The sequence below is a fragment of the Vibrio halioticoli NBRC 102217 genome, from assembly GCF_000496695.1.
GTDB classification, from domain to species: Bacteria; Pseudomonadota; Gammaproteobacteria; order Enterobacterales; family Vibrionaceae; genus Vibrio; species Vibrio halioticoli.
In genome coordinates this window covers 1-19,495 of the sequence record NZ_BAUJ01000066.1, presented here as the reverse complement: position 1 = coordinate 19,495, position 19,495 = coordinate 1, and the positions used below count along the sequence as shown (strand labels likewise).

Here is a 19,495-nt window from a genome sequence, read left to right as displayed (position 1 = left end):
TAGCTCTATATTTTAGCGGGGAAAGAGGGGTACGATACAGCGGTACCCCAAGGGACTTACGAGGATGGGTTACGACGATGACATACTTCCGCCAGCTAATTTGTCACATAATCCTTTTGGTACCACAACAAAGGCATCTTTTTGATGATCTTCTTTTGATGTCCCTGCACAAGAACTGGTTTTAGTGGCGCAGTCATTTTTCCCTGCTTTTGCCACTCCATAGCACTTCTCTTTTTCTGCTGCTACGGCGTGGGTTGCGGTAAGCATAGTGCCACCTAAAGCCAGTAAACCAGTAACTGCCGCTGTAACTGCAAGATTAGACTTTTTCATAATATCTTCCTCAATATGATCCTTAGTTGTGTAGGCAATCGACAATGATTTGTTAATAATATGTTGCGATTGCTTGTTAAAGAAGATGCGATGAATTAGGGATTTATTTCAAAGAAATTCAAAAAAGACCACTTTTTGCTCTAATGGTATGAAATATAAGAATAAGTTTTTTACGTAAAAAGTGATGAAATTGCAGGGTATGGAAGTTAGAGATTGTGTCGCTTACGCTGTATACTGACCATTAATGTATAAATAAACAGTAATAGATTGGAAAGGTACGATGGACGCATCATTATTACTCGATGGGCTAAACGACAAACAACGAGAGGCGGTAGCTGCCCCTTTAGGTAATCTATTGATTCTTGCTGGCGCAGGCAGTGGTAAAACTCGGGTATTAGTTCATCGTATTGCTTGGCTTATGTCAGTAGAGCAAGCCTCGCCATTTTCTGTTATGTCAGTAACTTTTACCAATAAAGCGGCGGCAGAAATGCGCGGTCGTATTGAAGAGTTAATGAGAGGCACAGCCTCTGGTATGTGGAATGGTACTTTCCATGGTATTTGTCATCGTATTCTTCGTGCTCATTATTTGGATGCGAAACTGCCAGAAGATTTCCAAATTTTAGATTCAGAAGATCAGCAGCGTTTATTGCGTCGTTTGATCAAAGCGCAAAACTTAGACGAAAAGCAGTGGCCAGCGAAGCAAGCGGCATGGTGGATCAACGGTAAAAAAGACGAAGGTTTAAGACCTTCACATATTGATAGCTACCACGATCCAGTGACTAAAACATGGTTACGTATCTATTCGGTTTATCAAGAAGCGTGTGATAGAGCAGGCTTGGTCGATTTTGCTGAGATTTTATTACGCTGCCACGAGTTACTGCGTGATAAACAACACATTCGCGAACACTATCAAGCCCGTTTTAAACATATTCTCGTGGATGAGTTTCAAGATACCAACAACATCCAATACGCTTGGCTTCGAATGATGGCAAGCCCTGAATGTAACGTCATGATCGTAGGTGATGATGACCAATCTATTTATGGCTGGCGCGGAGCGAAGATCGAGAATATTCAACGCTTCCTTAATGAGTTTAAACAAGCATCAACGGTTCGTCTTGAGCAAAACTATCGCTCGACCAAAAACATACTAACGGCGGCAAACCACTTGATTGCCAATAACGTTGAACGTATGGGGAAAGAGTTGTGGACCGATGGCAGTGATGGTGAACTTATCTCGGTTTACTCCGCTTACAATGAATTAGACGAAGCGCGTTTTGCGGTCAATAAAATCAAAGAATGGCAAAGCACTGGCGGAATGTTAAAAGATTCAGCCATTTTGTACCGCAATAACGCCCAATCTCGTGTTATGGAAGAGGCCTTAATCCAAGCCGGTATGCCATATCGTATTTATGGCGGAATGCGCTTCTTCGAACGTCAAGAGATCAAAGATGCTCTGGGTTATTTGCGTTTGATGTCCAATCGTAATGATGATGCTGCTTTTGAGCGTATCGTGAATACGCCAACGCGTGGCCTAGGGGAAAAAACCTTAGAAACTATTCGTTATGCCGCCAGAGATCGCGGCGCAACATTATGGCAAGCCAGTACTCAGTTATTGGAAGAAAAGGTGTTTGCGGGTCGTGCAGCAGGGGCTTTAGGGCGTTTTGTTGAGCTAGTGAATGCGCTTGAAGACGACACGGCACCTATGGAGCTACACAAAAAGACAGACCACGTTATTAAAGCATCCGGTTTGTTTGCTATGTATCAGCAAGAAAAAGGTGAAAAGGCACAAGCACGTATAGAAAACTTGGAAGAATTGGTCACGGCAACGCGTCAATATGAGAAGCCTGAAGAAGCAGATGAGATGAGCGATCTTACTGCATTCTTGACTCATGCTGCTTTAGAGGCGGGTGAAGGGCAAGCCGATGAGTTTGACGATGCCGTACAGCTTATGACGTTGCACAGTGCCAAAGGCTTGGAGTTTCCTCTAGTCTTTATGGTTGGTGTTGAAGAGGGGATGTTCCCGAGCCAAATGTCAGCAGAAGAAGCAGGGCGACTAGAAGAAGAGCGCAGGCTTTGTTATGTGGGAATGACACGCGCAATGCAGAAGCTCTACCTGACCTATGCTGAGATGCGTCGTTTATATGGACAAGACAAATACCATAAACCGTCTCGATTTATCAAAGAGTTGCCAGAAGCCTGTACCCAAGAAGTACGTATGAAAGCTCAAGTAAGCCGACCAACCAATACCGGTCGATTTAGCCAAACCGTTAAGCAAGAAAGCTTCAATGAAACAGGCTTTGGTTTAGGGCAAAGAGTCAAACACCCTAAGTTTGGGGAAGGCACCATTATCAACTTTGAAGGCAGTGGCGCGCAAAGTCGCGTTCAGGTTGCCTTTAATGGTGAAGGGATAAAGTGGCTGATTACTCAATACGCCAAATTAGAACAGCTTTAAAATTATTAAGCCCCAGCAATTTGCTGGGGCTTTTGCTATTAGGCGATATAACTTGCTATAAGCTATTCATTGAGTGGCAAGTAGCGTATTTCTATGATTATCGGCCAGTATAACAAGACTTATATGGTTTATTTCCCCAGCTTCCATTGTTTCTTTCTCAAAGCAGAGCTTTTGGGGATTAAGAAAAAAGGGAAAAACTCATGCATAAACGGTATTTCATCTTTCTTACCATGCAGCGCATATAGTTTGTGCAGTTCATAACATTGATGACGCAGTAATCCATAGAATGGGCGTAGTATTTCAATAATTGACCATACTACATGTGGATTAGCTTTTTCTGTCACAGACATCAAATAGTAAAATTCGAGCATTGTAACCCACTCACCATCTACATTTTGCTGCCAATTGTTAGCCATACCTGAGTGATCTATAACTTGAACAGCCTCTTTATGTAACTTTGTACGTACATCGCTACGTAGACTCCAGATATGATCATCAATTACAGACAACCAAAGACAGATAGGGTCATCATTCTTACTATGACTAGTTAGCACATTAAGATTGTAATATCGCGAACCTTTTGCAAACTCTGTAAGGGTAGAAACTATTTTAGTTTGTTTGTCATTGAGGCTTAGTTTTTGTTGTATTCCATTTTCTAGGGGTAGTACTGAACATCTTTCGAAAAGATTTTTTATATTATGTCCAAAAGATCTCAACTCTGTATCTGTTGGGTTTGTGAGATTATTTTTTTGTTGGTGATCAAGAATAAGCACTATTTTCATCAAACGCTCAAAGCCAGTTGCAAGATCGAACAGGCCTGAATAAAACAAACCTCGATGATTCTCACCAATGTTGGCACTTCTTATTGAATTTAATCCCGCCAAAAGACTAGACCGTGTCAAATGTCCCTCTTGGGTCAGTAACCTATAATTTCGAGTAAACATTCTATGTATTCTTCCTGCAACCTAACGCTTTCTATACCACGAGTGACTGTATTTTATAATGTGGTCTTTCTTTTGTATCTTCAACATAAAATCAATGGTTTAGTGAACCAGGTACAGGTTAGATTTCAGGGGTGACATAACTTGGAGGTTAGCTGAGTTTGGATAATTGTGAGTAGGGAGGTTACGTCAAATAGCACATAAAGAAAAACCCCGAGAGCTTGCGCTCTTCGGGGTCGTTGTCTTACTTGCAGCAATCCGGCTACTAAGTGTGCTCCCTGCATCAAATCCTTGATAGTGTGCTGTTATCCTTCAGCGTATTCCTTTTCTCGCCATCCTAGCGGTGTCCATGTGACCTTATCCTGGTCTACTAACAATCCTCGTTAGTACGCTTCACTAAATCCTTTAGTGGTGTCCTTTACATCATCCTGATGTTCAGTCCTTTCCTCATCCAGAGGTGTCCATTGTCTTTCCTTAGTAGCAACCATCCTAGTTACTATTGCGTCCATTCAATGTCCAATTTGCTTTCCATGCCGACTATTCATCCTGAATAACCGAATCTTCATCCTGAAGAACACCTAATCCTTGGTGATTTCCTTTTCCGTGTCAGCTTCCTTCCGACCCTTTTAATATTAAGCTTTTCTCTAATTTGCTCAATAGGGTCAAAGGCAATTAATTTCAGTCATATATACACCTACAAATATCAATCTTTTAAAAAACAATAAGTTAGCTGTATATATCTTCATTTCTGGCATATATTCGCTTCGATCACGCACATCTTTGTAAGAGATCTCGCACAAAAATATGGTGAATGTCTTTATTGTCTGACCAATGAATGATCTATAAATGTTCTATTTTCAATCACTTACTTAGCCTAATAGAGTGTGAATAACGGCTTCACTGATGATGGTACAGCCCAAAATGGTAAACAAAAGACTACAAAGTAGATCGATATATTTTGCATATCGAGTCAAAGCTTGTTGTAAGCGTTGTGTTGATAAAGCCCAAGCAAGCAAAGCAAACCAGAAAAACGACAAGCTCCATAAGATAACTAAGGCTGCAAACTTGCCTTGCAGAGACATACTTTGAGGCACAAGAGTCGACATTAGACTGACAAAAAACACTAATGCTTTAGGGTTTAGTAGGTTAGTAGTAAACCCGCGCGTAAATGCCTGTCTTTTGCTAGTGAGAGTAAAATCTTTGCTTTTTTTCGGACTAGTTGAGGTCGTTTTTCGCTGATGGAATATGCTTTTTAAGCCATTTAAACCAAGATATGCGAGATAACTCCCTCCTAGCAACTGCACGATGAAAAACAGCTGTGGACGAGCATGTACGAGGTAACTGATTCCGGTTAAGCTAAGAATTGAATGGGTGAGAATCCCCATCGAAAGCCCAAGCGCAATTAAAACCCCAGTTTGACGTCCATAACGAGTCGAGTTTTGGACAACTAGAGCAAAATCAGGGCCGGGGCTCATTAAAGCAAGAAAGTGTATCCCTGCCAGTGTCATAAGGACGTGTAGTTCATTCATTTTTTGCGTGCCATGGAATTTTTAATGCCATCGTAACTAAAGATGACAAGTGCAACCCAAATGAACATGAAAGTAATAATTTTGTTTATGCTTAAATGCTCACCATAAACAGTGATGGCCAAAATAAACATCAAGCTTGGTCCTATGTATTGGAAAAAGCCGAGTGTAGATAACTTGATTCGGGTAGCCGCACCGGTAAAGCAAAGCAGTGGGGCAGTAGTGACTAAACCTGCGAGAATCAGTAAGGTATTTAGGCTCAAACTATTGTGTAGCAGGTTGGAAGTTTCGCTATTAGCAAAGAATACCCAATAAATAATAGTCAGGGGAACTAAGAATAAAGTTTCTATAAATAATCCAGTTTGTGCATCCAGGTTTACTTTTTTTCTTAATAGCCCATAAGCGCCAAAACTGCAGGCTAAAGCAAATGAGATATAGGGTATAGAACCAAACGCAATTAGCTCAATGGCTACACCTAAAAATGCGAGAGCGACCGCAACCCATTGAATTGCTCGTAGGCGCTCCTGTAAGAAGATCATCCCAAGAATAATATTGACCAGTGGGTTGATGTAATAGCCTAAGCTCGCTTCTAACATATGGTTGCTATTGATAGCCCAAATAAATATCAACCAATTCAAACCAATAAGAACAGAAGACGAGATTAAATAAATCAGTTTTGTTTTATTTTTTAATACCTCACGTACACAGTGCCAACCTTGGCCAAAGTGAATCAGTCCGGCAAGTAAAAAGAACGACCATATAATACGGTGCATCAGTATCTCAGAAGCGGGCACAGCGGCTAATGCTTTGAAGTATATGGGAGATATTCCCCACATGGTGTAAGCCATAATGGCAAATATCACACCTTGTCGAGTGCGTTGTTGAGCTTGGGGATCCATAAATTTCTCGGGATACTGACTGGAAAAGAGGGAAGTATAGAGAGCCTATAGACTCAGAGCCAGTAAAATGCGGTTTCCATCCTAGATCATCCCCATTACAATGAGCGCTCATTTCGACTAATCACCAACAGGTAATACATTCTACATGTCCACCCATCTGCCTATGATTGAGGAATCTGATACTCAAGCAACACCTCAGCGTGTACTAGAGGATGTATTTGGCTATCAAGAATTTCGTGATGGACAACAAGAGGTAGTGGAGGCCGCACTGTCTGGTCGAGACTCGATGGTGATCATGCCAACCGGTGGTGGTAAGTCATTGTGTTACCAAGTGCCTATGCTAGTGGCTCCGGGAATGGGGCTAGTTATCTCTCCTCTTATCTCTTTGATGAAAGACCAAGTGGACCAGTTAAAAGCGAATGGTGTTGCGGCTGAGTGCATTAACTCTAGTATGAGTCGAGAAGATTTGCTGTCGGTGTATAACCGAATGCATCAAGGCAAAATCAAGCTGATTTACGTTTCACCTGAGCGTGTGTTGATGCGTGATTTTATGGAGCGTATCCAGTATTTAGAAATCAATTTAATTGCCATTGATGAAGCACACTGTATCTCTCAATGGGGACATGATTTTAGACCTGAATATGCCTCTCTAGGACAGTTGAAACAGCGATTTAGCCATGTACCATTTATGGCTCTCACGGCAACGGCTGACGACACCACTCGTCTCGATATTGATGCGCGATTACAACTTAATGATCCTTTGTTTTACTTGGGCAGTTTCGATAGACCCAATATTCGCTATACCTTGGTAGAAAAAGCAAAACCTGTTGCGCAGATCATTCGCTATTTGGCTACGCAAAAAGGGCAGTGCGGCATTATTTATTGTGGCAGTCGTAAAAAAGTAGAAATGCTTACCGAGAAGCTGTGCAATAACGGCATTCGCGCTATGGGATACCATGCCGGAATGGAGTCTGATGAACGTGCTTATGTTCAAGAAGCCTTTCAAAAAGACGATATTCAAATTGTAGTGGCAACAGTGGCGTTTGGTATGGGGATCAATAAACCCAACGTGCGTTTTGTACTGCACTTTGATATTCCAAGAAATATAGAGTCCTATTACCAAGAAACCGGCCGTGCGGGTCGTGATGGTTTGCCTGCTGAGGCAATGACGCTCTATGATCCATCGGACATCAACTGGCTACGCCGTATGTTGGATGAGAAAGAAGATGAACAACAGAAAAAGGTAGAGATGCACAAGCTAAATGCCATGAGTGCATTTGCTGAAGCACAAACCTGCCGTCGCCAAGTATTGCTGCATTATTTTGGTGAGTATCGCGAAAAAGCATGCGGTAACTGTGATATTTGTATCGACCCTCCAAAAACCTTTGATGGAACAGAAGCGGCGCGAAAAGCATTGTCTTGTGTGTATCGAGTGAAACAATCGTTCGGCATGGGTTATGTCACTGAAGTATTGCGTGGCATGCAAAATATTCGTATTCGAGAAAATGGTCATGACAAAATCTCGACTTACGGTATTGGACGTGAAAACAGCCATGATTACTGGGTAAGCATCATGCGTCAGTTGGTGCACAAAGGACTACTGACACAAAATATTGCTCGTAACTCTACCTTGCAATTGACCGAAGAAGCGCGCCCATTACTGCGCGGTGAAATGACATTAGAGTTGGCCGTACCAAGATTGGATCTAACACTATCCTCTAAGTCAGATAAGACGCCAACTAAGCACTACGATAAAAAGCTATTTGCCAAATTGCGTAATCTTCGTAAGCGAGTGGCAGACGAAGAAGGATTACCACCTTATGTAGTGTTTAACGATGCTACCTTGATTGATATGGCGGATATTCTGCCTACTTCATACGGTGAAATGCTGGCGGTGAATGGTGTAGGGCAACGTAAACTTGATAAATACGCCGATAAATTTTTAGATTTGATTCAGGAGCATATTACAGGTGTCTAGTTTTTTCCTTCGTCATTTAGACCTAGAAAATGGGCGACTATCACTGGTTGCTCCTTCTTTTGATCACGATGACTTTGCCGTTATAGGGCAAAAATTTGTCGACTTGATTGATGCTAGCGTTATTGAGAAGCAACAAGATGCGGATCTACATTCATGGTTGATCGACTTTGAAGGTTGCCAATTGATGCTTCGTGCCGAACACTATAGTGAAGCTATGTGGTTAGAGAGCTTATCTGCGACAGAATCACAGCCAGAGCTACAGTTTTTGGCTAGCCTAGTGGCTAAAGGCATTTAATAACAGGTATTTAATAGTACGTACTTAATAAAAATAGGGTACTAGGTTTCACATGAAACCTGAACATTTATCAATCAACTCTTTTATAAACTTAAGCTTCGTAAGCTAATAGCTGATAAGTCTTAGCATTGTTCATCTATTGCACAATTGTATGCGTTATGTATAATGCCGAGCCCGCCATTTGGCTGGACTTTAAAATTTGAGATGAAGCAAACTGCTTCGAATGGGTTCCCTCGCCCCCATCTACTAAAAAGGTACAGTATGAACCGTTTTGATCCGTCCCAACTGCGTAAAGCGCTATTCCTGTTAGCGTCCTTCCACTTAATCATTATTGCTTCTAGTAATTATCTTGTGCAGCTGCCATTTACCGTATTTGGTTTCCATACCACTTGGGGTGCATTTACTTTTCCGTTTGTGTTTTTGGCTACTGATTTGACTGTGCGTATTTTTGGCGCACCAATGGCTCGTAAGATCATTTTCTTAGTCATGCTCCCTTCGTTGTTAGTGTCGTATTTGTTATCTGTCATCTTTTTTGAAGGGCAATTTCAAGGTATGGCGCCGCTCGCTGAATTTAACTTATTTATTGCGCGAATCGCGATTGCTTCATTTATGGCTTACTTACTAGGGCAAATATTAGATGTGCACGTATTTAATCGTCTACGTCAAATGAAGCAGTGGTGGATAGCGCCAACGTGCTCCACGCTATTTGGTAATGCATTGGATACATTGGCATTCTTTGGTATTGCGTTTTACAACAGCCCTGATGCGTTTATGGCGCAACATTGGCAGGAAATTGCGCTGGTTGATTACACCTTTAAGCTGATCATTAGCTTAGGCTTATTTGTTCCTATGTACGGTGTATTGTTGAATTATCTTATTCGCAAGCTTACCACTCGTTCAGAGCAGGGGCTTCCTGCTCAGGCATAAAAGATACACTTAGAGCTACGTATTGATACTAAAAGCCCCAATAGTTGAGCAGTCAATTATTGGGGCTTTTAAGTATGTACTGACGATCTAAATGGTTGTTATTAATGCATTGAGCAGTAGTGTTGCCAAAGCTTATTGGCTTCCTGATCGGCCAGTTGTTTATCTTTTAGTTTGTTAAACAGTAAGGCCGTCAAAGAAGAAACTACATGATTGGCCATTTGCACTTTGTCGTCTTCGACAGTGCCCAGTGGGCAGTGTGTAGGCGTACTAATTGCTTCGTTGTAAATCTCATTCCAATAGTGTGCATGTAAGCCCTCACTATCACTTGACCAAACAGTTTGACTTACCTTGGGGTTATATTCTGATTCTCCAGATACCCCTTTAAAAGACACCACAGAGCAGCTTGAGTGACCAATATTGGTTTCTATTTCAGCGTGCAGTTCTTGAAATCCTGGGTGAAAACTTCCGCGAACACCGTATTTCGCACTACCTGGGTTAAGCCCCCTTACTACGGTATTCATTGGAGTGCGCAGACCGTAGCGCTTTTTCCAGTCCAGCATTTTTTCTGCTATCGGCGCAAAGTGAGCTAAAGGTAGGTAGGCAATATTGGATGATTCGATGAATGAGGCAGCCTGAGTAATATCTTGCGCTTGTTGAATATTAAGCTTAGCTAAATAGTGTTGGCTATGGATACGGTCTGAGCCGATATCCAAATGTCCGTGAATAAGCACTTTATAGCCGGCTTCTGCCAAGATAGAAGCGGCAATTAAGTTCCACGGCAGTGCTTGCTGCTGCCCATTTGCATCCAGTTTACTTTTCTTACCTGCGTAACAAGGCCAGTCAATATCCACTTCTATTTTGGGTAGTCGCTGGTGGAAGGCTTTGGTGAATCCTGCAATTTCGGCGGCAGTTTCATTATTGACTCGAATGAGCATCATCAACATTGCCATTTGATCATCATCGATCTTACCGTCGAGGTATTGATCCATCACAGCGTAGGCCTGATCAAAAGAAAGTGGTTTACGACCTCTTTCTCCGCGACCGACACAACGGATACATTCTAAAATTATGCTCATTAACTAAGCTCTCCTTGCTTAAGTTTCTATAGAAAAGTTTAGCTCCTATCCTATAGAAGTTGTCATGTAAAAAAGCCCAACTTATTGAGCTGGGCTGATTGAATTAAATTTGTTTGATTTGCAGGGGCCAATTTTGGTCACTTTGCCGATGCGCTTCAATTTCGAGTTCTGCAACGGTCAATGGATTAAGCAAACACCAGCTTGCCTCTATGCTTAAATCGAGGTTTTTCCCTTGGGCTTGTAGGCTAACATGAGGTTGCAGGTCAACGTTGCGCCTATGGGTTAACAACACAGATAGCCTTAAAATTCGCAGGATGTTTTCAGCGCTTTGCCGGCTGACCGCATGTTGCTCAGGTAAAGATGACAGGGCATCTTTATAGCGAGCGGTAATTTCTGCTAATAGAGATTTTTGTGCTTGTGTATAGCCCGGTAGGTCAAGGTACTGCAACAGGTAGGCATTGTGTTTGCCAGCCTTTTTGAAATCGATAGTCAGACCGATTTCGTGCAATTGAGCGGCGGCTTTTAATAGGTCGATAGCGACAGGTTCGGTTAAGAAGTTTGCCCCACACTGCTCAACTAACTTTAATGCGGTGTGTGAGACTTGCTGAGCGTAGTCTTGATCCAGTTGGAAGCGTTGTTGGACGCTCGCTAAGGTGCGCTGACGAATATCGTCTTGATGCAGCTCCTTAATCATTTCATACACCATACCTTCGCGTAATGCTCCGCCCGCGAGGGTCATGTCTTCTATTTCTAGCAGTTCAAAGATGGCTAATAAAATGGACAGTCCGCTAGGGAACACCAGTGCTCGTTCTAGGGTTAAACCTTCAATCTCAAGCTCTTCTAGTGCATTAGAGCGCATGGCTTGCTTTTGCAAGCGCTTGAGTTTGGAGTGAGTAATCACTTCGTCCATACCTTGCGCTAGCATTATCTCTTGCAGTGCTTGAACTGTACCACTTGCTCCGACACACATGTCCCAACCCAGCTGAGTATATTCATGCAATACCGGTGCTAAGGTTTGCTTCGCGGCCTCAATGGCACAGCGAAAGTTTTCAGCGGTAAGTTGTCTATCACTAAAGTGTTGCTCTAACCAAGTAACACAGCCCATTTGCAGGCTATGTAGCACTTTGGCATCAAAGCCTTCTCCGATAATAAGTTCGGTACTTGCGCCGCCAATATCGACAACAAGACGTTTTCCTTTACCACCGGAGGTGTGAGCAACACCTTTATAGATAGTTGCCGCTTCTTCGTCTCCAGAGATGACTTGAATATTCTTACCTAGAATATGGTTCGCCTTCTCTAAAAACACATCAATATTCGTGGCGACACGCAATGTTGCTGTACCCACAATACGGATGTTCTGTTCAGGTATATCTTGTAAGCGTTCGGCAAACAGAGACAAACAGTCCCAACCTCTTTGCATTGCTTCTTGGCTTAATGCGTTAGTGCTGTCTAATCCAGCAGCTAAACGAACTTTGCGTTTGATTTTTGCCATAGTTCGAACGCTTCCATGAACGTGTTTAACCACAAGCATGTGGAAGCTGTTCGAGCCAAGGTCAATGGCGGCATAAAGAGGAGATGAGTTTGTCATAACCAGATTAGCTATTCCCTGATGGTTTGTTGTAAGGTCGAGATGGTCGATTATTACGTCGCTGGTTGTTATTGCGACCTTGTGGTTTGCCACCAGGACGACGGTTGCTTGATGAGTGACGTAAACGAATAGGTTTTGGTAATTCTTGAATTAGTGCTTCCGGATCATAATCTGATGCTGGAATTGAATGACCAATATATTCTTCAATCGCAGGTAGATTGATAGCGTATTCTTCACAAGCAAAGCTGATTGAATGTCCGCTTTCTCCTGCACGACCTGTACGACCGATACGGTGAACATAATCTTCACTGTCATCGGGTAGGTCATAGTTGAATACGTGCGTAACAAGAGGAATATGCAGACCACGAGCGGCAACATCGGTGGCAACTAAGAAGTCTAATTCGCCAGCAGAGAATTGCTCTAAAATGCGTTCACGTTTTTTCTGAGGAATGTCCCCAGTTAAAAGACCTACACGATGCTCATCAGCGGCTAAATAACCCCATACTTGTTCACACTTATATTTAGTGTTGGCAAAGATAATGGCTTTCTCTGGCCAATCTTGCTCAATCAAGGTCATTAGTAGAGCAATTTTATCTTCGTTAGAAGGTTGGAATAACTCTTCTTTAATTCGCACATTTGTTCGGCGCTCAGGCTCAACTTCTACATGCTCAGGATTATTCATGTGTTCAAACGCTAATTCTTGTACGCGATAAGACAGCGTGGCAGAGAAAAGCATGTTTAGACGATCTTTAGGTTCAGGCATACGACGGAACAAAAAGCGAATGTCTTTAATAAAGCCTAAATCAAACATTCGATCAGCTTCGTCTAATACAACGGCTTGAATGTGATTTAGATTAAATGCTTTCTGTTTAAAGAAATCGATAATACGACCAGTCGTACCAATTAAGATATCAACACCCTGTTGAATCTCATGGAGCTGCTTATCGTAGCTTTCACCACCATAAGCAAGGGCCGCTTTTACCCCCGTACTTGCAATCAAAGATTCAGCATCTCGATGGATCTGAATCGCCAATTCACGTGTTGGCGCCATAATAATGGCACGCGGCTGGTTCACTGCTCGAGACTCATCGGCAGGGTTTTTTAGTAGGTAATCAAAAGTAGCGGTTAGAAAGGCTAATGTTTTACCAGTACCCGTCTGAGCTTGCCCCGCAATGTCTTGGCCAGTGAGCAGTACTGGCAGCGCTAACGCTTGAATCGGAGTACAATACTCAAATCCTTTTGCTTGCAATCCAGTAATAATACTAGGGTGCAAATCGAAGTCGGCGAATTTTTGCTCTGTGATGTGTGTCTTTTTCATGAACATAGAATATCAGCTTACGCTTGCATTAAGAAAGGAAATCCATTCCAATAGGCAATCTAATTGCTGATGATCATCTAATCGGCAACAGAAAATTGATTTGGAGCTAAAGATGAGCGATAAGATTTTGCAGCTTTCTGACGATGGTTTTGAAAGTGATGTAATTAAAGCTGCAGGCCCTGTGCTGGTAGATTTTTGGGCAGAATGGTGTGGCCCTTGTAAAATGATTGCCCCTATTTTGAATGAAATATCTGAAGAGTACGCTGGTAAGCTTACCATTGGTAAGCTAAATATCGATCACAACCCAGCAACGCCACCAAAATATGGTATCCGTGGTATCCCAACACTATTGTTGTTTAAAGACGGCAGTGTGGCAGCCACCAAGGTAGGCGCGCTATCAAAAACTCAACTAAAAGAGTTCTTGGACGCAAATATCTAAAATAAAAACTTAAATTAACCGTGTATTTCTCAGTACACGGTTTTGTTTTTTCCATAAGCTAGACTACGCTTGTTTTTAGTGCTAGTTTATTGCACGTAAATCATACAATTTTCATTTCTTGGTCGATCCTGAGACCAAATCTCTCTTAACTAACACATACAGATCTTATTTTGACTACTAAATCTAATATAAAGACCGTTACCAAATCGAATTCAAAATCGACCACTATGAACTTGACTGAGTTGAAGAAAAGACCTGTCTCGGATTTAGTGAAGCTTGGTGAGAGCCTTGGTCTTGAAGACCTTGCTAGGTTGAGAAAACAGGACATCATTTTCGCTACGCTAAAAGCTCACGCTAAAAGCGGTGAAGATATCTTTGGCGATGGCGTCCTTGAAATTCTACAAGATGGATTTGGTTTTCTGCGCAGTTCAGATAGCTCATATCTAGCTGGCCCAGATGACACCTATGTATCTCCAAGTCAGATTCGACGTTTTAATTTACGTACTGGCGACAGCATTGCAGGAAAAATTCGTCCACCAAAAGATGGCGAACGTTACTTTGCACTGTTAAAAGTTAACTCTGTTAACCACGATAAGCCTGATAACGCACGTAATAAAATCTTATTTGAAAACCTGACTCCACTGCATGCCAATGAACGTATGACAATGGAAGTAGGTAATGGTGCGACAGAAGATATTACTGCTCGTATCTTAGACTTAGCCTCGCCAATCGGTAAAGGCCAACGTGGCTTGATCGTTGCTCCGCCAAAAGCGGGTAAGACAATGTTGCTACAAAACATTGCACAAAGCATTGCTCGTAACCACCCAGAGTGTGAGTTGATGGTTCTGCTAATTGATGAGCGTCCTGAAGAAGTAACTGAAATGCAACGCCTAGTTCAAGGTGAAGTAGTGGCTTCAACATTTGATGAACCAGCATCAAGACACGTACAAGTGGCTGAGATGATCATCGAAAAAGCGAAACGTCTCGTAGAGCACAAAAAAGACGTGGTTATCTTACTTGATTCAATCACTCGTCTTGCTCGTGCATATAACACCGTGATTCCATCATCAGGTAAAGTACTGACCGGTGGTGTAGATGCCAATGCTCTACATCGTCCTAAGCGTTTCTTCGGTGCCGCTCGTAACGTTGAGGAAGGTGGAAGCCTGACTATCATCGCTACAGCACTTGTCGATACCGGTTCTAAAATGGATGAAGTTATTTACGAAGAGTTTAAGGGTACCGGTAATATGGAACTACACTTAAACCGTAAGATTGCAGAGAAGCGAGTTTTCCCAGCAATCGACTTCAATCGTTCAGGTACGCGTCGTGAAGAATTACTGACGAAACCAGATGAGCTACAGAAGATGTGGATTCTGCGTAAGATTGTTCATCCAATGGGTGAAATCGATGCAATGGAATTCTTAATTGATAAGTTAGCAATGACTAAAACAAACAATGAATTTTTTGATGCAATGAGACGCCAGTAACAAGGCATCTTAAAAACTGCATCTCAGTAATTCGTAGTTTATTGAACTTATTGTTAAAAACGTCACCTAATTAGGTGACGTTTTTTAATCGTTGGTTTTAATAACTAAGATATAAAGCCAGGAAGGCGAGTACAATTACAAGGAGCGAGAGTATGCATAAAAGGCTATTAGTAATATTGCTATCCGTCATGTTAAGTGGCCTAAGCATGGTGCAGGCGGTTGAGTTAACTCAACAACAAAAACAGCAAATGCTTGCCGATACTCAATCTCATGATGACGCTCAACGTATTGTCGCACTCGCACTTTCTGACCAATCAGACAAAGCAAACTTTGACCTGCTACGCATTAAACAACCCCAACAAGAAGTAGTAAGATTTCTCGCCATCAAGTCTATTGCAGAAAATCATCCACAATACACCTCCGATCTGGCCGTTTTCGTTGATTCTCAGCGTAAAGTTCCATCCTCTTTAACCTTAGTCGAGCAAGGCGATGGATTCCGTTTTAGCTCTCCCGCATTTGCCTACCAACAGTTAGCGCAACGTTTAATGGATGATTGGGATTTAAATGAACAAGAGATGAATTTTTACATCGCTGTTGAGAATGGAAAACTGAATTTACGCACATGGCTGACGGAAAACCCTGAGCTTACCTCTCCTAGAGAAAGACTGCTGATTGAGAATGTAGTAAAGCTATCGGAAGATGGGATGAGCTTTCTTGCACAACAAGTCACCACCAATAATGTTGTATCTTGGTTACCCAGTACCGAAGTGATGGTGGCTATAGCCTCTGCTTCGCACAGTCCTGAGTTATACAATATCCTTTGGAAGATGAAGACCAATAGTGCAGTTAACCGCGAATTAGAAAGGCTAGGCGCGGATGGCAGTGAATTTTCGATACAACAGTTGATCTTGGCCAGTAGTAATCCTTCTCTCAATAAGCGTAGCCTGCAATTGTTAGCCAAGTACGCACCCACCTCCCAACCAGCAGAAGATTTCTTGGTATCGAAGATGAACAATAGAAATGATGCTCAAGTGATATCGACCAGTATTCAAGAATACGGATATAGCAGTTGGTTTAAGCAGTGGGTGATCGAGCACCCAGAACTCTTTAATCATTAAATTTGTTAGCTGAAGCCCGCGCGCTTTTTGTTATACTGCGGCAATCTTTCTAGGCTAAATGGACTGCTATGAGCTGCAAAGACTTGCGAGATTTTCTTGCTCTTTTGGAAAAAGAGGGGCAATTGAAGCGCATTTCCCACCCTGTTGATCCCAACTATGAAATGACGGAAATTAGCGACCGCACATTACGTGCTGGTGGCCCCGCACTTCTATTTGAAAATCCCATTGGTTATAACATGCCAGTATTGACCAACCTATTTGGTACTTCCAAACGGGTGGCTTTAGGTATGGGGCGTCAAAAGGTCAGTGATCTGCGAGAAGTGGGAAAGCTATTAGCCTACCTTAAAGAGCCAGAGCCACCGAAAGGCTTTAAAGATGCTCTAGATAAACTGCCTGTTTTCAAACAAGTGCTCAATATGCCAGTCAAAAGGCTGCGTAAAGCTCGATGCCAAGAGATAGTGTGGCAGGGTGAAGACGTTGATCTGGATAAAATCCCAGTCATGAGTTGTTGGCCTGATGATGTCGCGCCGCTATTAACTTGGGGTTTAACCATTACTAAAGGCCCGAATCAGAAACGTCAAAACTTAGGCATTTATCGTCAGCAGAAGTTAAGCAAAAACAAAGTCATTATGCGTTGGTTGGCTCATCGAGGCGGCGCACTCGATTTAAGAGATTGGGTTGAGGCTAATCCAGGAAAACCGTTTCCTGTCTCTGTGGCCTTTGGTGCCGATCCCGCCACGATTTTAGGTGCAGTGACGCCCGTGCCAGACTCATTATCTGAGTATGCCTTTGCCGGACTACTGCGCGGCAGTAAAACCGAAGTGACTAAGTCGATTAGTAATGATTTAGATGTTCCCGCAGGCGCTGAAATTGTTTTAGAAGGGTATATCGACCCGAATGAATTTGCTGATGAAGGCCCTTATGGTGACCATACCGGTTATTACAACGAGGTAGAAAGCCACAACGTATTTACTATTACGCATATCACTATGCGTAAAGACCCGATTTACCATAGTACCTATACTGGTCGTCCGCCGGATGAGCCTGCGGTACTCGGGGTGGCACTGAACGAAGTGTTTGTGCCTATTCTGCAAAAGCAATTCCCTGAAATAGAAGATTTCTATCTGCCGCCAGAAGGCTGTTCTTATCGAATGGCTGTAGTGACCATGAAGAAGCAATATCCGGGGCACGCTAAGCGAGTCATGATGGGTGTTTGGTCTTTTCTGCGTCAGTTCATGTACACAAAATATGTATTAGTCTGCGATGCGAATGTAAATGCGAGAGATTGGGATCAAGTTATTGCGGCTATGACCGAGCATTTGCAACCCAAGCGTGACATAGTAATGATCGAGAATACCCCAATTGACTCTCTAGATTTTGCCTCGCCCGTTATTGGGCTTGGTTCAAAAATGGGATTGGATGCCACAATAAAATGGCCTGCGGAGTTAGTCATGTCTAATGATAAACCTTGGGTATTTCCCACATTGGAACCAGCAAAAGCGCAAGAGCTTTGCGAACAATTTAAGAGCAAACATTCTTATGTTCTGGATTGCTATCTGCCGGCAGAAGCGGGCAATGCTGGCATGGCGATAATATCCATAGACAAGACAGAGCAAGGTCAAGGTGAGCAAGTGATTGAAGCTGCCTTAACTGAGTTTTCCCAATATGCTGCAATTAAGTTTGTCATTGTCTGTGATGATGATGTCAATATCCGCGATTGGAATGATGTGATTTGGGCGATAACAACTCGTATGGACCCTGCTCGTGATAGTCAGTTTATTGATGGCACTCAATCTCAGCTTGGCATTGACGCGACTAACAAGCTAGAAGGTGAAGCTAGTCGTGAGTGGGGGAGACCAATACACAAAGATAAGCAGTTGGTTGAGCGTATTGATCAGATTTGGGAAAAGCTCGATATATTATGACCTATAAGGTAGAGCTCTTACCGAGTGGAATCGTTTTTGAGGTGGATGATCAGCAGACAATATTGGATGCCGCTCTTGCACAAAACATCGCATTTCCCAATCGTTGCCAAGTAGGGGCGTGTGGAATGTGTTTATGTCGTTTAAAGGCAGGTACTGTCGAGTACCAATTACAGCCCGTATTAACAGAGAAAGAGCAAGCCCTAGGTTGGGTATTTGCTTGTCAGGCGTTTGCCACTACAGATTTAGTACTTACTTTTGAAGAGTAAGAAATAGAGGGATATATGACCATTCGTTGTAAAGTAAAGTCGATTGAGGCGCTAGCCAGCAATACCTTTCGCGTATTGCTTCATCCAGAAACTCCAGTAGCGTTTAAAGCAGGCCAATACTTAATGGTCGTAATGGGAGAGAAAGATAAACGTCCTTTCTCTATTGCCAGTAGTCCGTGTCGCCATGAGGGAGAGTTAGAGCTTCATATTGGTGCAGCAGAAGAAAACGCCTATGCCCTAGAAGTCGTTAATAGAATGCAAGAAGCGCAAAACCATGATGGCGATATTATTATCGATGCACCACACGGTGATGCATTCCTTCATCAAAGTGACAGAGCAATGCTATTGATAGCCGGTGGAACAGGCTTTAGTTATGTTCGCTCTATTCTTGATCACTGTATTAGCCAAGGGCTAGAAAACTCCATTCATCTATATTGGGGCGCAAGAGCAAAGTCTCAGCTGTATGCTTTTGCAGAACTCAGTGCTATTGACAGTGAATATGCCAATATTCATTTTGTGCCAGTGGTCGAAAATGATGAAGGGATCTGGACTGGAAAAACTGGAAACGTATTGCAAGCTGTGATGGGCGACTTTTCCGATCTATCTCAACACGACATTTATATTGCAGGTCGCTTTGAAATGGCGGGTAGTGCAAGAGAACAGTTTATTTTTAATAAGAAAGCTAAGATAGAACAAATATACTCAGATGCGTTTGCCTTCATTTAAACACTTATAAAACGGGATTTACTTCCTATATAGTAAGAAACACCCATAAACAGCCTGCTTTTCGAGCAGGCTGTTTGTTTGTTGAGCATAAAAGAAAGCGTATGAAAATAAATGAAGAAAAGCCTTGCCAATAAGCTGAGCATCTCTATAATGCGCCTCACTGACACGGTAGAGCGCACAACGCTTCGCAGTGAATCAGTAGGC

17 protein-coding genes are annotated in these 19,495 nt (G+C 42.6%); 10 read left to right on the top strand and 7 right to left on the bottom strand.

The annotated features are described in order from the left end of the window. Positions 1-69 precede the first annotated feature (69 nt). Positions 70-330, bottom strand: a complete 261-nt coding sequence (locus VHA01S_RS15850) for a BufA1 family periplasmic bufferin-type metallophore (RefSeq protein WP_021715109.1) — start codon at positions 328-330, stop codon at positions 70-72. Between the two features lie 280 nt (positions 331-610). Here VHA01S_RS15850 and uvrD point away from each other — a divergent pair, with 280 nt between their 5' ends. Continuing rightward, a complete protein-coding gene (gene uvrD, locus VHA01S_RS15845) occupies positions 611-2,782 on the top strand; it encodes a DNA helicase II (RefSeq protein WP_023405356.1) in 2,172 nt (723 codons plus the stop codon). Between the two features lie 128 nt (positions 2,783-2,910). Here the strand turns inward: uvrD and VHA01S_RS15840 are convergent, their stop codons facing one another. The 3 genes from VHA01S_RS15840 to rarD form a co-directional block, all read right to left on the bottom strand. Beyond that, positions 2,911-3,666 carry a hypothetical protein gene (locus VHA01S_RS15840; RefSeq protein ID WP_240432742.1) on the bottom strand — a complete coding sequence of 252 codons (756 nt, stop codon included), beginning with the start codon at positions 3,664-3,666 and terminating at the stop codon, positions 2,911-2,913. 926 nt (positions 3,667-4,592) lie between these two features. Next, positions 4,593-5,252: a LysE family translocator gene (locus VHA01S_RS15835; protein ID WP_023405354.1), complete on the bottom strand. Its 660-nt coding sequence runs from the start codon at positions 5,250-5,252 to the stop codon at positions 4,593-4,595. Further along, entirely contained in the window at positions 5,249-6,148 is a 900-nt protein-coding gene (rarD, locus tag VHA01S_RS15830) for an EamA family transporter RarD (RefSeq protein WP_023405353.1), read from the bottom strand. The genes VHA01S_RS15835 and rarD overlap by 4 nt, the downstream gene beginning before the upstream one ends. 163 nt (positions 6,149-6,311) lie before the next feature. On the opposite strand from rarD, the gene recQ reads away from it, so the two are divergent. The 3 genes from recQ to VHA01S_RS15815 all read left to right on the top strand — a co-directional run bounded on the left by recQ (position 6,312) and on the right by VHA01S_RS15815 (position 9,348). Further along, positions 6,312-8,126 carry an ATP-dependent DNA helicase RecQ gene (gene recQ / locus VHA01S_RS15825; RefSeq protein ID WP_084309191.1) on the top strand — a complete coding sequence of 605 codons (1,815 nt, stop codon included), beginning with the start codon at positions 6,312-6,314 and terminating at the stop codon, positions 8,124-8,126. Further along, the gene (locus VHA01S_RS15820; RefSeq protein WP_373277913.1) at positions 8,110-8,421 is read left to right on the top strand and encodes a DUF3630 family protein; all 312 of its coding nucleotides are present in this window, start codon (positions 8,110-8,112) and stop codon (positions 8,419-8,421) included. The genes recQ and VHA01S_RS15820 overlap by 17 nt, the downstream gene beginning before the upstream one ends. 261 nt (positions 8,422-8,682) lie before the next feature. Beyond that, positions 8,683-9,348, top strand: coding sequence for a 7-cyano-7-deazaguanine/7-aminomethyl-7-deazaguanine transporter (locus VHA01S_RS15815; protein ID WP_023405350.1), 666 nt, complete (start codon positions 8,683-8,685; stop codon positions 9,346-9,348). A gap of 101 nt (positions 9,349-9,449) precedes the next feature. Here the strand turns inward: VHA01S_RS15815 and VHA01S_RS15810 are convergent, their stop codons facing one another. The 3 genes from VHA01S_RS15810 to rhlB form a co-directional block, all read right to left on the bottom strand. Further along, positions 9,450-10,424: a glycosyl transferase family protein gene (locus tag VHA01S_RS15810; protein WP_023405349.1), complete on the bottom strand. Its 975-nt coding sequence runs from the start codon at positions 10,422-10,424 to the stop codon at positions 9,450-9,452. Positions 10,425-10,527: 103 nt separating this feature from the next. Further along, complete coding sequence (gene gppA, locus VHA01S_RS15805; protein WP_023405348.1) at positions 10,528-12,012, bottom strand: guanosine-5'-triphosphate,3'-diphosphate diphosphatase; 1,485 nt, start codon at positions 12,010-12,012, stop codon at positions 10,528-10,530. A gap of 7 nt (positions 12,013-12,019) precedes the next feature. Next, positions 12,020-13,330, bottom strand: a complete 1,311-nt coding sequence (rhlB, locus tag VHA01S_RS15800) for an ATP-dependent RNA helicase RhlB (RefSeq protein WP_039971187.1) — start codon at positions 13,328-13,330, stop codon at positions 12,020-12,022. A gap of 112 nt (positions 13,331-13,442) precedes the next feature. On the opposite strand from rhlB, the gene trxA reads away from it, so the two are divergent. From trxA to fre, 6 genes are all read left to right on the top strand, one after another. Then, complete coding sequence (gene trxA / locus VHA01S_RS15795; protein ID WP_023405346.1) at positions 13,443-13,769, top strand: thioredoxin TrxA; 327 nt, start codon at positions 13,443-13,445, stop codon at positions 13,767-13,769. A gap of 227 nt (positions 13,770-13,996) precedes the next feature. Continuing rightward, positions 13,997-15,256 (top strand): transcription termination factor Rho, encoded by a 1,260-nt coding sequence (rho, locus tag VHA01S_RS15790; RefSeq protein ID WP_023405345.1) that lies wholly within the window; start codon positions 13,997-13,999, stop codon positions 15,254-15,256. A 152-nt stretch (positions 15,257-15,408) separates the two neighbouring features. Further along, positions 15,409-16,374: a hypothetical protein gene (locus VHA01S_RS15785; protein ID WP_023405344.1), complete on the top strand. Its 966-nt coding sequence runs from the start codon at positions 15,409-15,411 to the stop codon at positions 16,372-16,374. 68 nt (positions 16,375-16,442) lie between these two features. Further along, positions 16,443-18,299 carry a 4-hydroxy-3-polyprenylbenzoate decarboxylase gene (gene ubiD, locus VHA01S_RS15780; RefSeq protein ID WP_039971178.1) on the top strand — a complete coding sequence of 619 codons (1,857 nt, stop codon included), beginning with the start codon at positions 16,443-16,445 and terminating at the stop codon, positions 18,297-18,299. Continuing rightward, positions 18,296-18,565, top strand: a complete 270-nt coding sequence (locus VHA01S_RS15775; RefSeq protein WP_023405342.1) for a 2Fe-2S iron-sulfur cluster-binding protein — start codon at positions 18,296-18,298, stop codon at positions 18,563-18,565. The genes ubiD and VHA01S_RS15775 overlap by 4 nt, the downstream gene beginning before the upstream one ends. A 15-nt stretch (positions 18,566-18,580) precedes the next feature. Further along, the gene (fre, locus tag VHA01S_RS15770) at positions 18,581-19,291 is read left to right on the top strand and encodes an NAD(P)H-flavin reductase (RefSeq protein ID WP_023405341.1); all 711 of its coding nucleotides are present in this window, start codon (positions 18,581-18,583) and stop codon (positions 19,289-19,291) included. The last annotated feature ends 204 nt before the right edge of the window (positions 19,292-19,495 follow it).

Bases quoted from the DNA above. Each gene is read 5' to 3' on its own strand.
- VHA01S_RS15850 (WP_021715109.1), bottom strand. From the start codon at position 330: ATGAAAAAGTCTAATCTTGCAGTTACAGCGGCAGTTACTGGTTTACTG.
- uvrD (WP_023405356.1), top strand. From the start codon at position 611: ATGGACGCATCATTATTACTCGATGGGCTAAACGACAAACAACGAGAG.
- trxA (WP_023405346.1), top strand. From the start codon at position 13,443: ATGAGCGATAAGATTTTGCAGCTTTCTGACGATGGTTTTGAAAGTGAT.
- recQ (WP_084309191.1), top strand. From the start codon at position 6,312: ATGATTGAGGAATCTGATACTCAAGCAACACCTCAGCGTGTACTAGAG.
- rhlB (WP_039971187.1), bottom strand. From the start codon at position 13,330: ATGAAAAAGACACACATCACAGAGCAAAAATTCGCCGACTTCGATTTG.
- rarD (WP_023405353.1), bottom strand. From the start codon at position 6,148: ATGGATCCCCAAGCTCAACAACGCACTCGACAAGGTGTGATATTTGCC.
- VHA01S_RS15810 (WP_023405349.1), bottom strand. From the start codon at position 10,424: ATGAGCATAATTTTAGAATGTATCCGTTGTGTCGGTCGCGGAGAAAGA.
- VHA01S_RS15815 (WP_023405350.1), top strand. From the start codon at position 8,683: ATGAACCGTTTTGATCCGTCCCAACTGCGTAAAGCGCTATTCCTGTTA.
- rho (WP_023405345.1), top strand. From the start codon at position 13,997: ATGAACTTGACTGAGTTGAAGAAAAGACCTGTCTCGGATTTAGTGAAG.
- gppA (WP_023405348.1), bottom strand. From the start codon at position 12,012: ATGACAAACTCATCTCCTCTTTATGCCGCCATTGACCTTGGCTCGAAC.
- ubiD (WP_039971178.1), top strand. From the start codon at position 16,443: ATGAGCTGCAAAGACTTGCGAGATTTTCTTGCTCTTTTGGAAAAAGAG.
- fre (WP_023405341.1), top strand. From the start codon at position 18,581: ATGACCATTCGTTGTAAAGTAAAGTCGATTGAGGCGCTAGCCAGCAAT.
- VHA01S_RS15775 (WP_023405342.1), top strand. From the start codon at position 18,296: ATGACCTATAAGGTAGAGCTCTTACCGAGTGGAATCGTTTTTGAGGTG.
- VHA01S_RS15785 (WP_023405344.1), top strand. From the start codon at position 15,409: ATGCATAAAAGGCTATTAGTAATATTGCTATCCGTCATGTTAAGTGGC.
- VHA01S_RS15835 (WP_023405354.1), bottom strand. From the start codon at position 5,252: ATGAATGAACTACACGTCCTTATGACACTGGCAGGGATACACTTTCTT.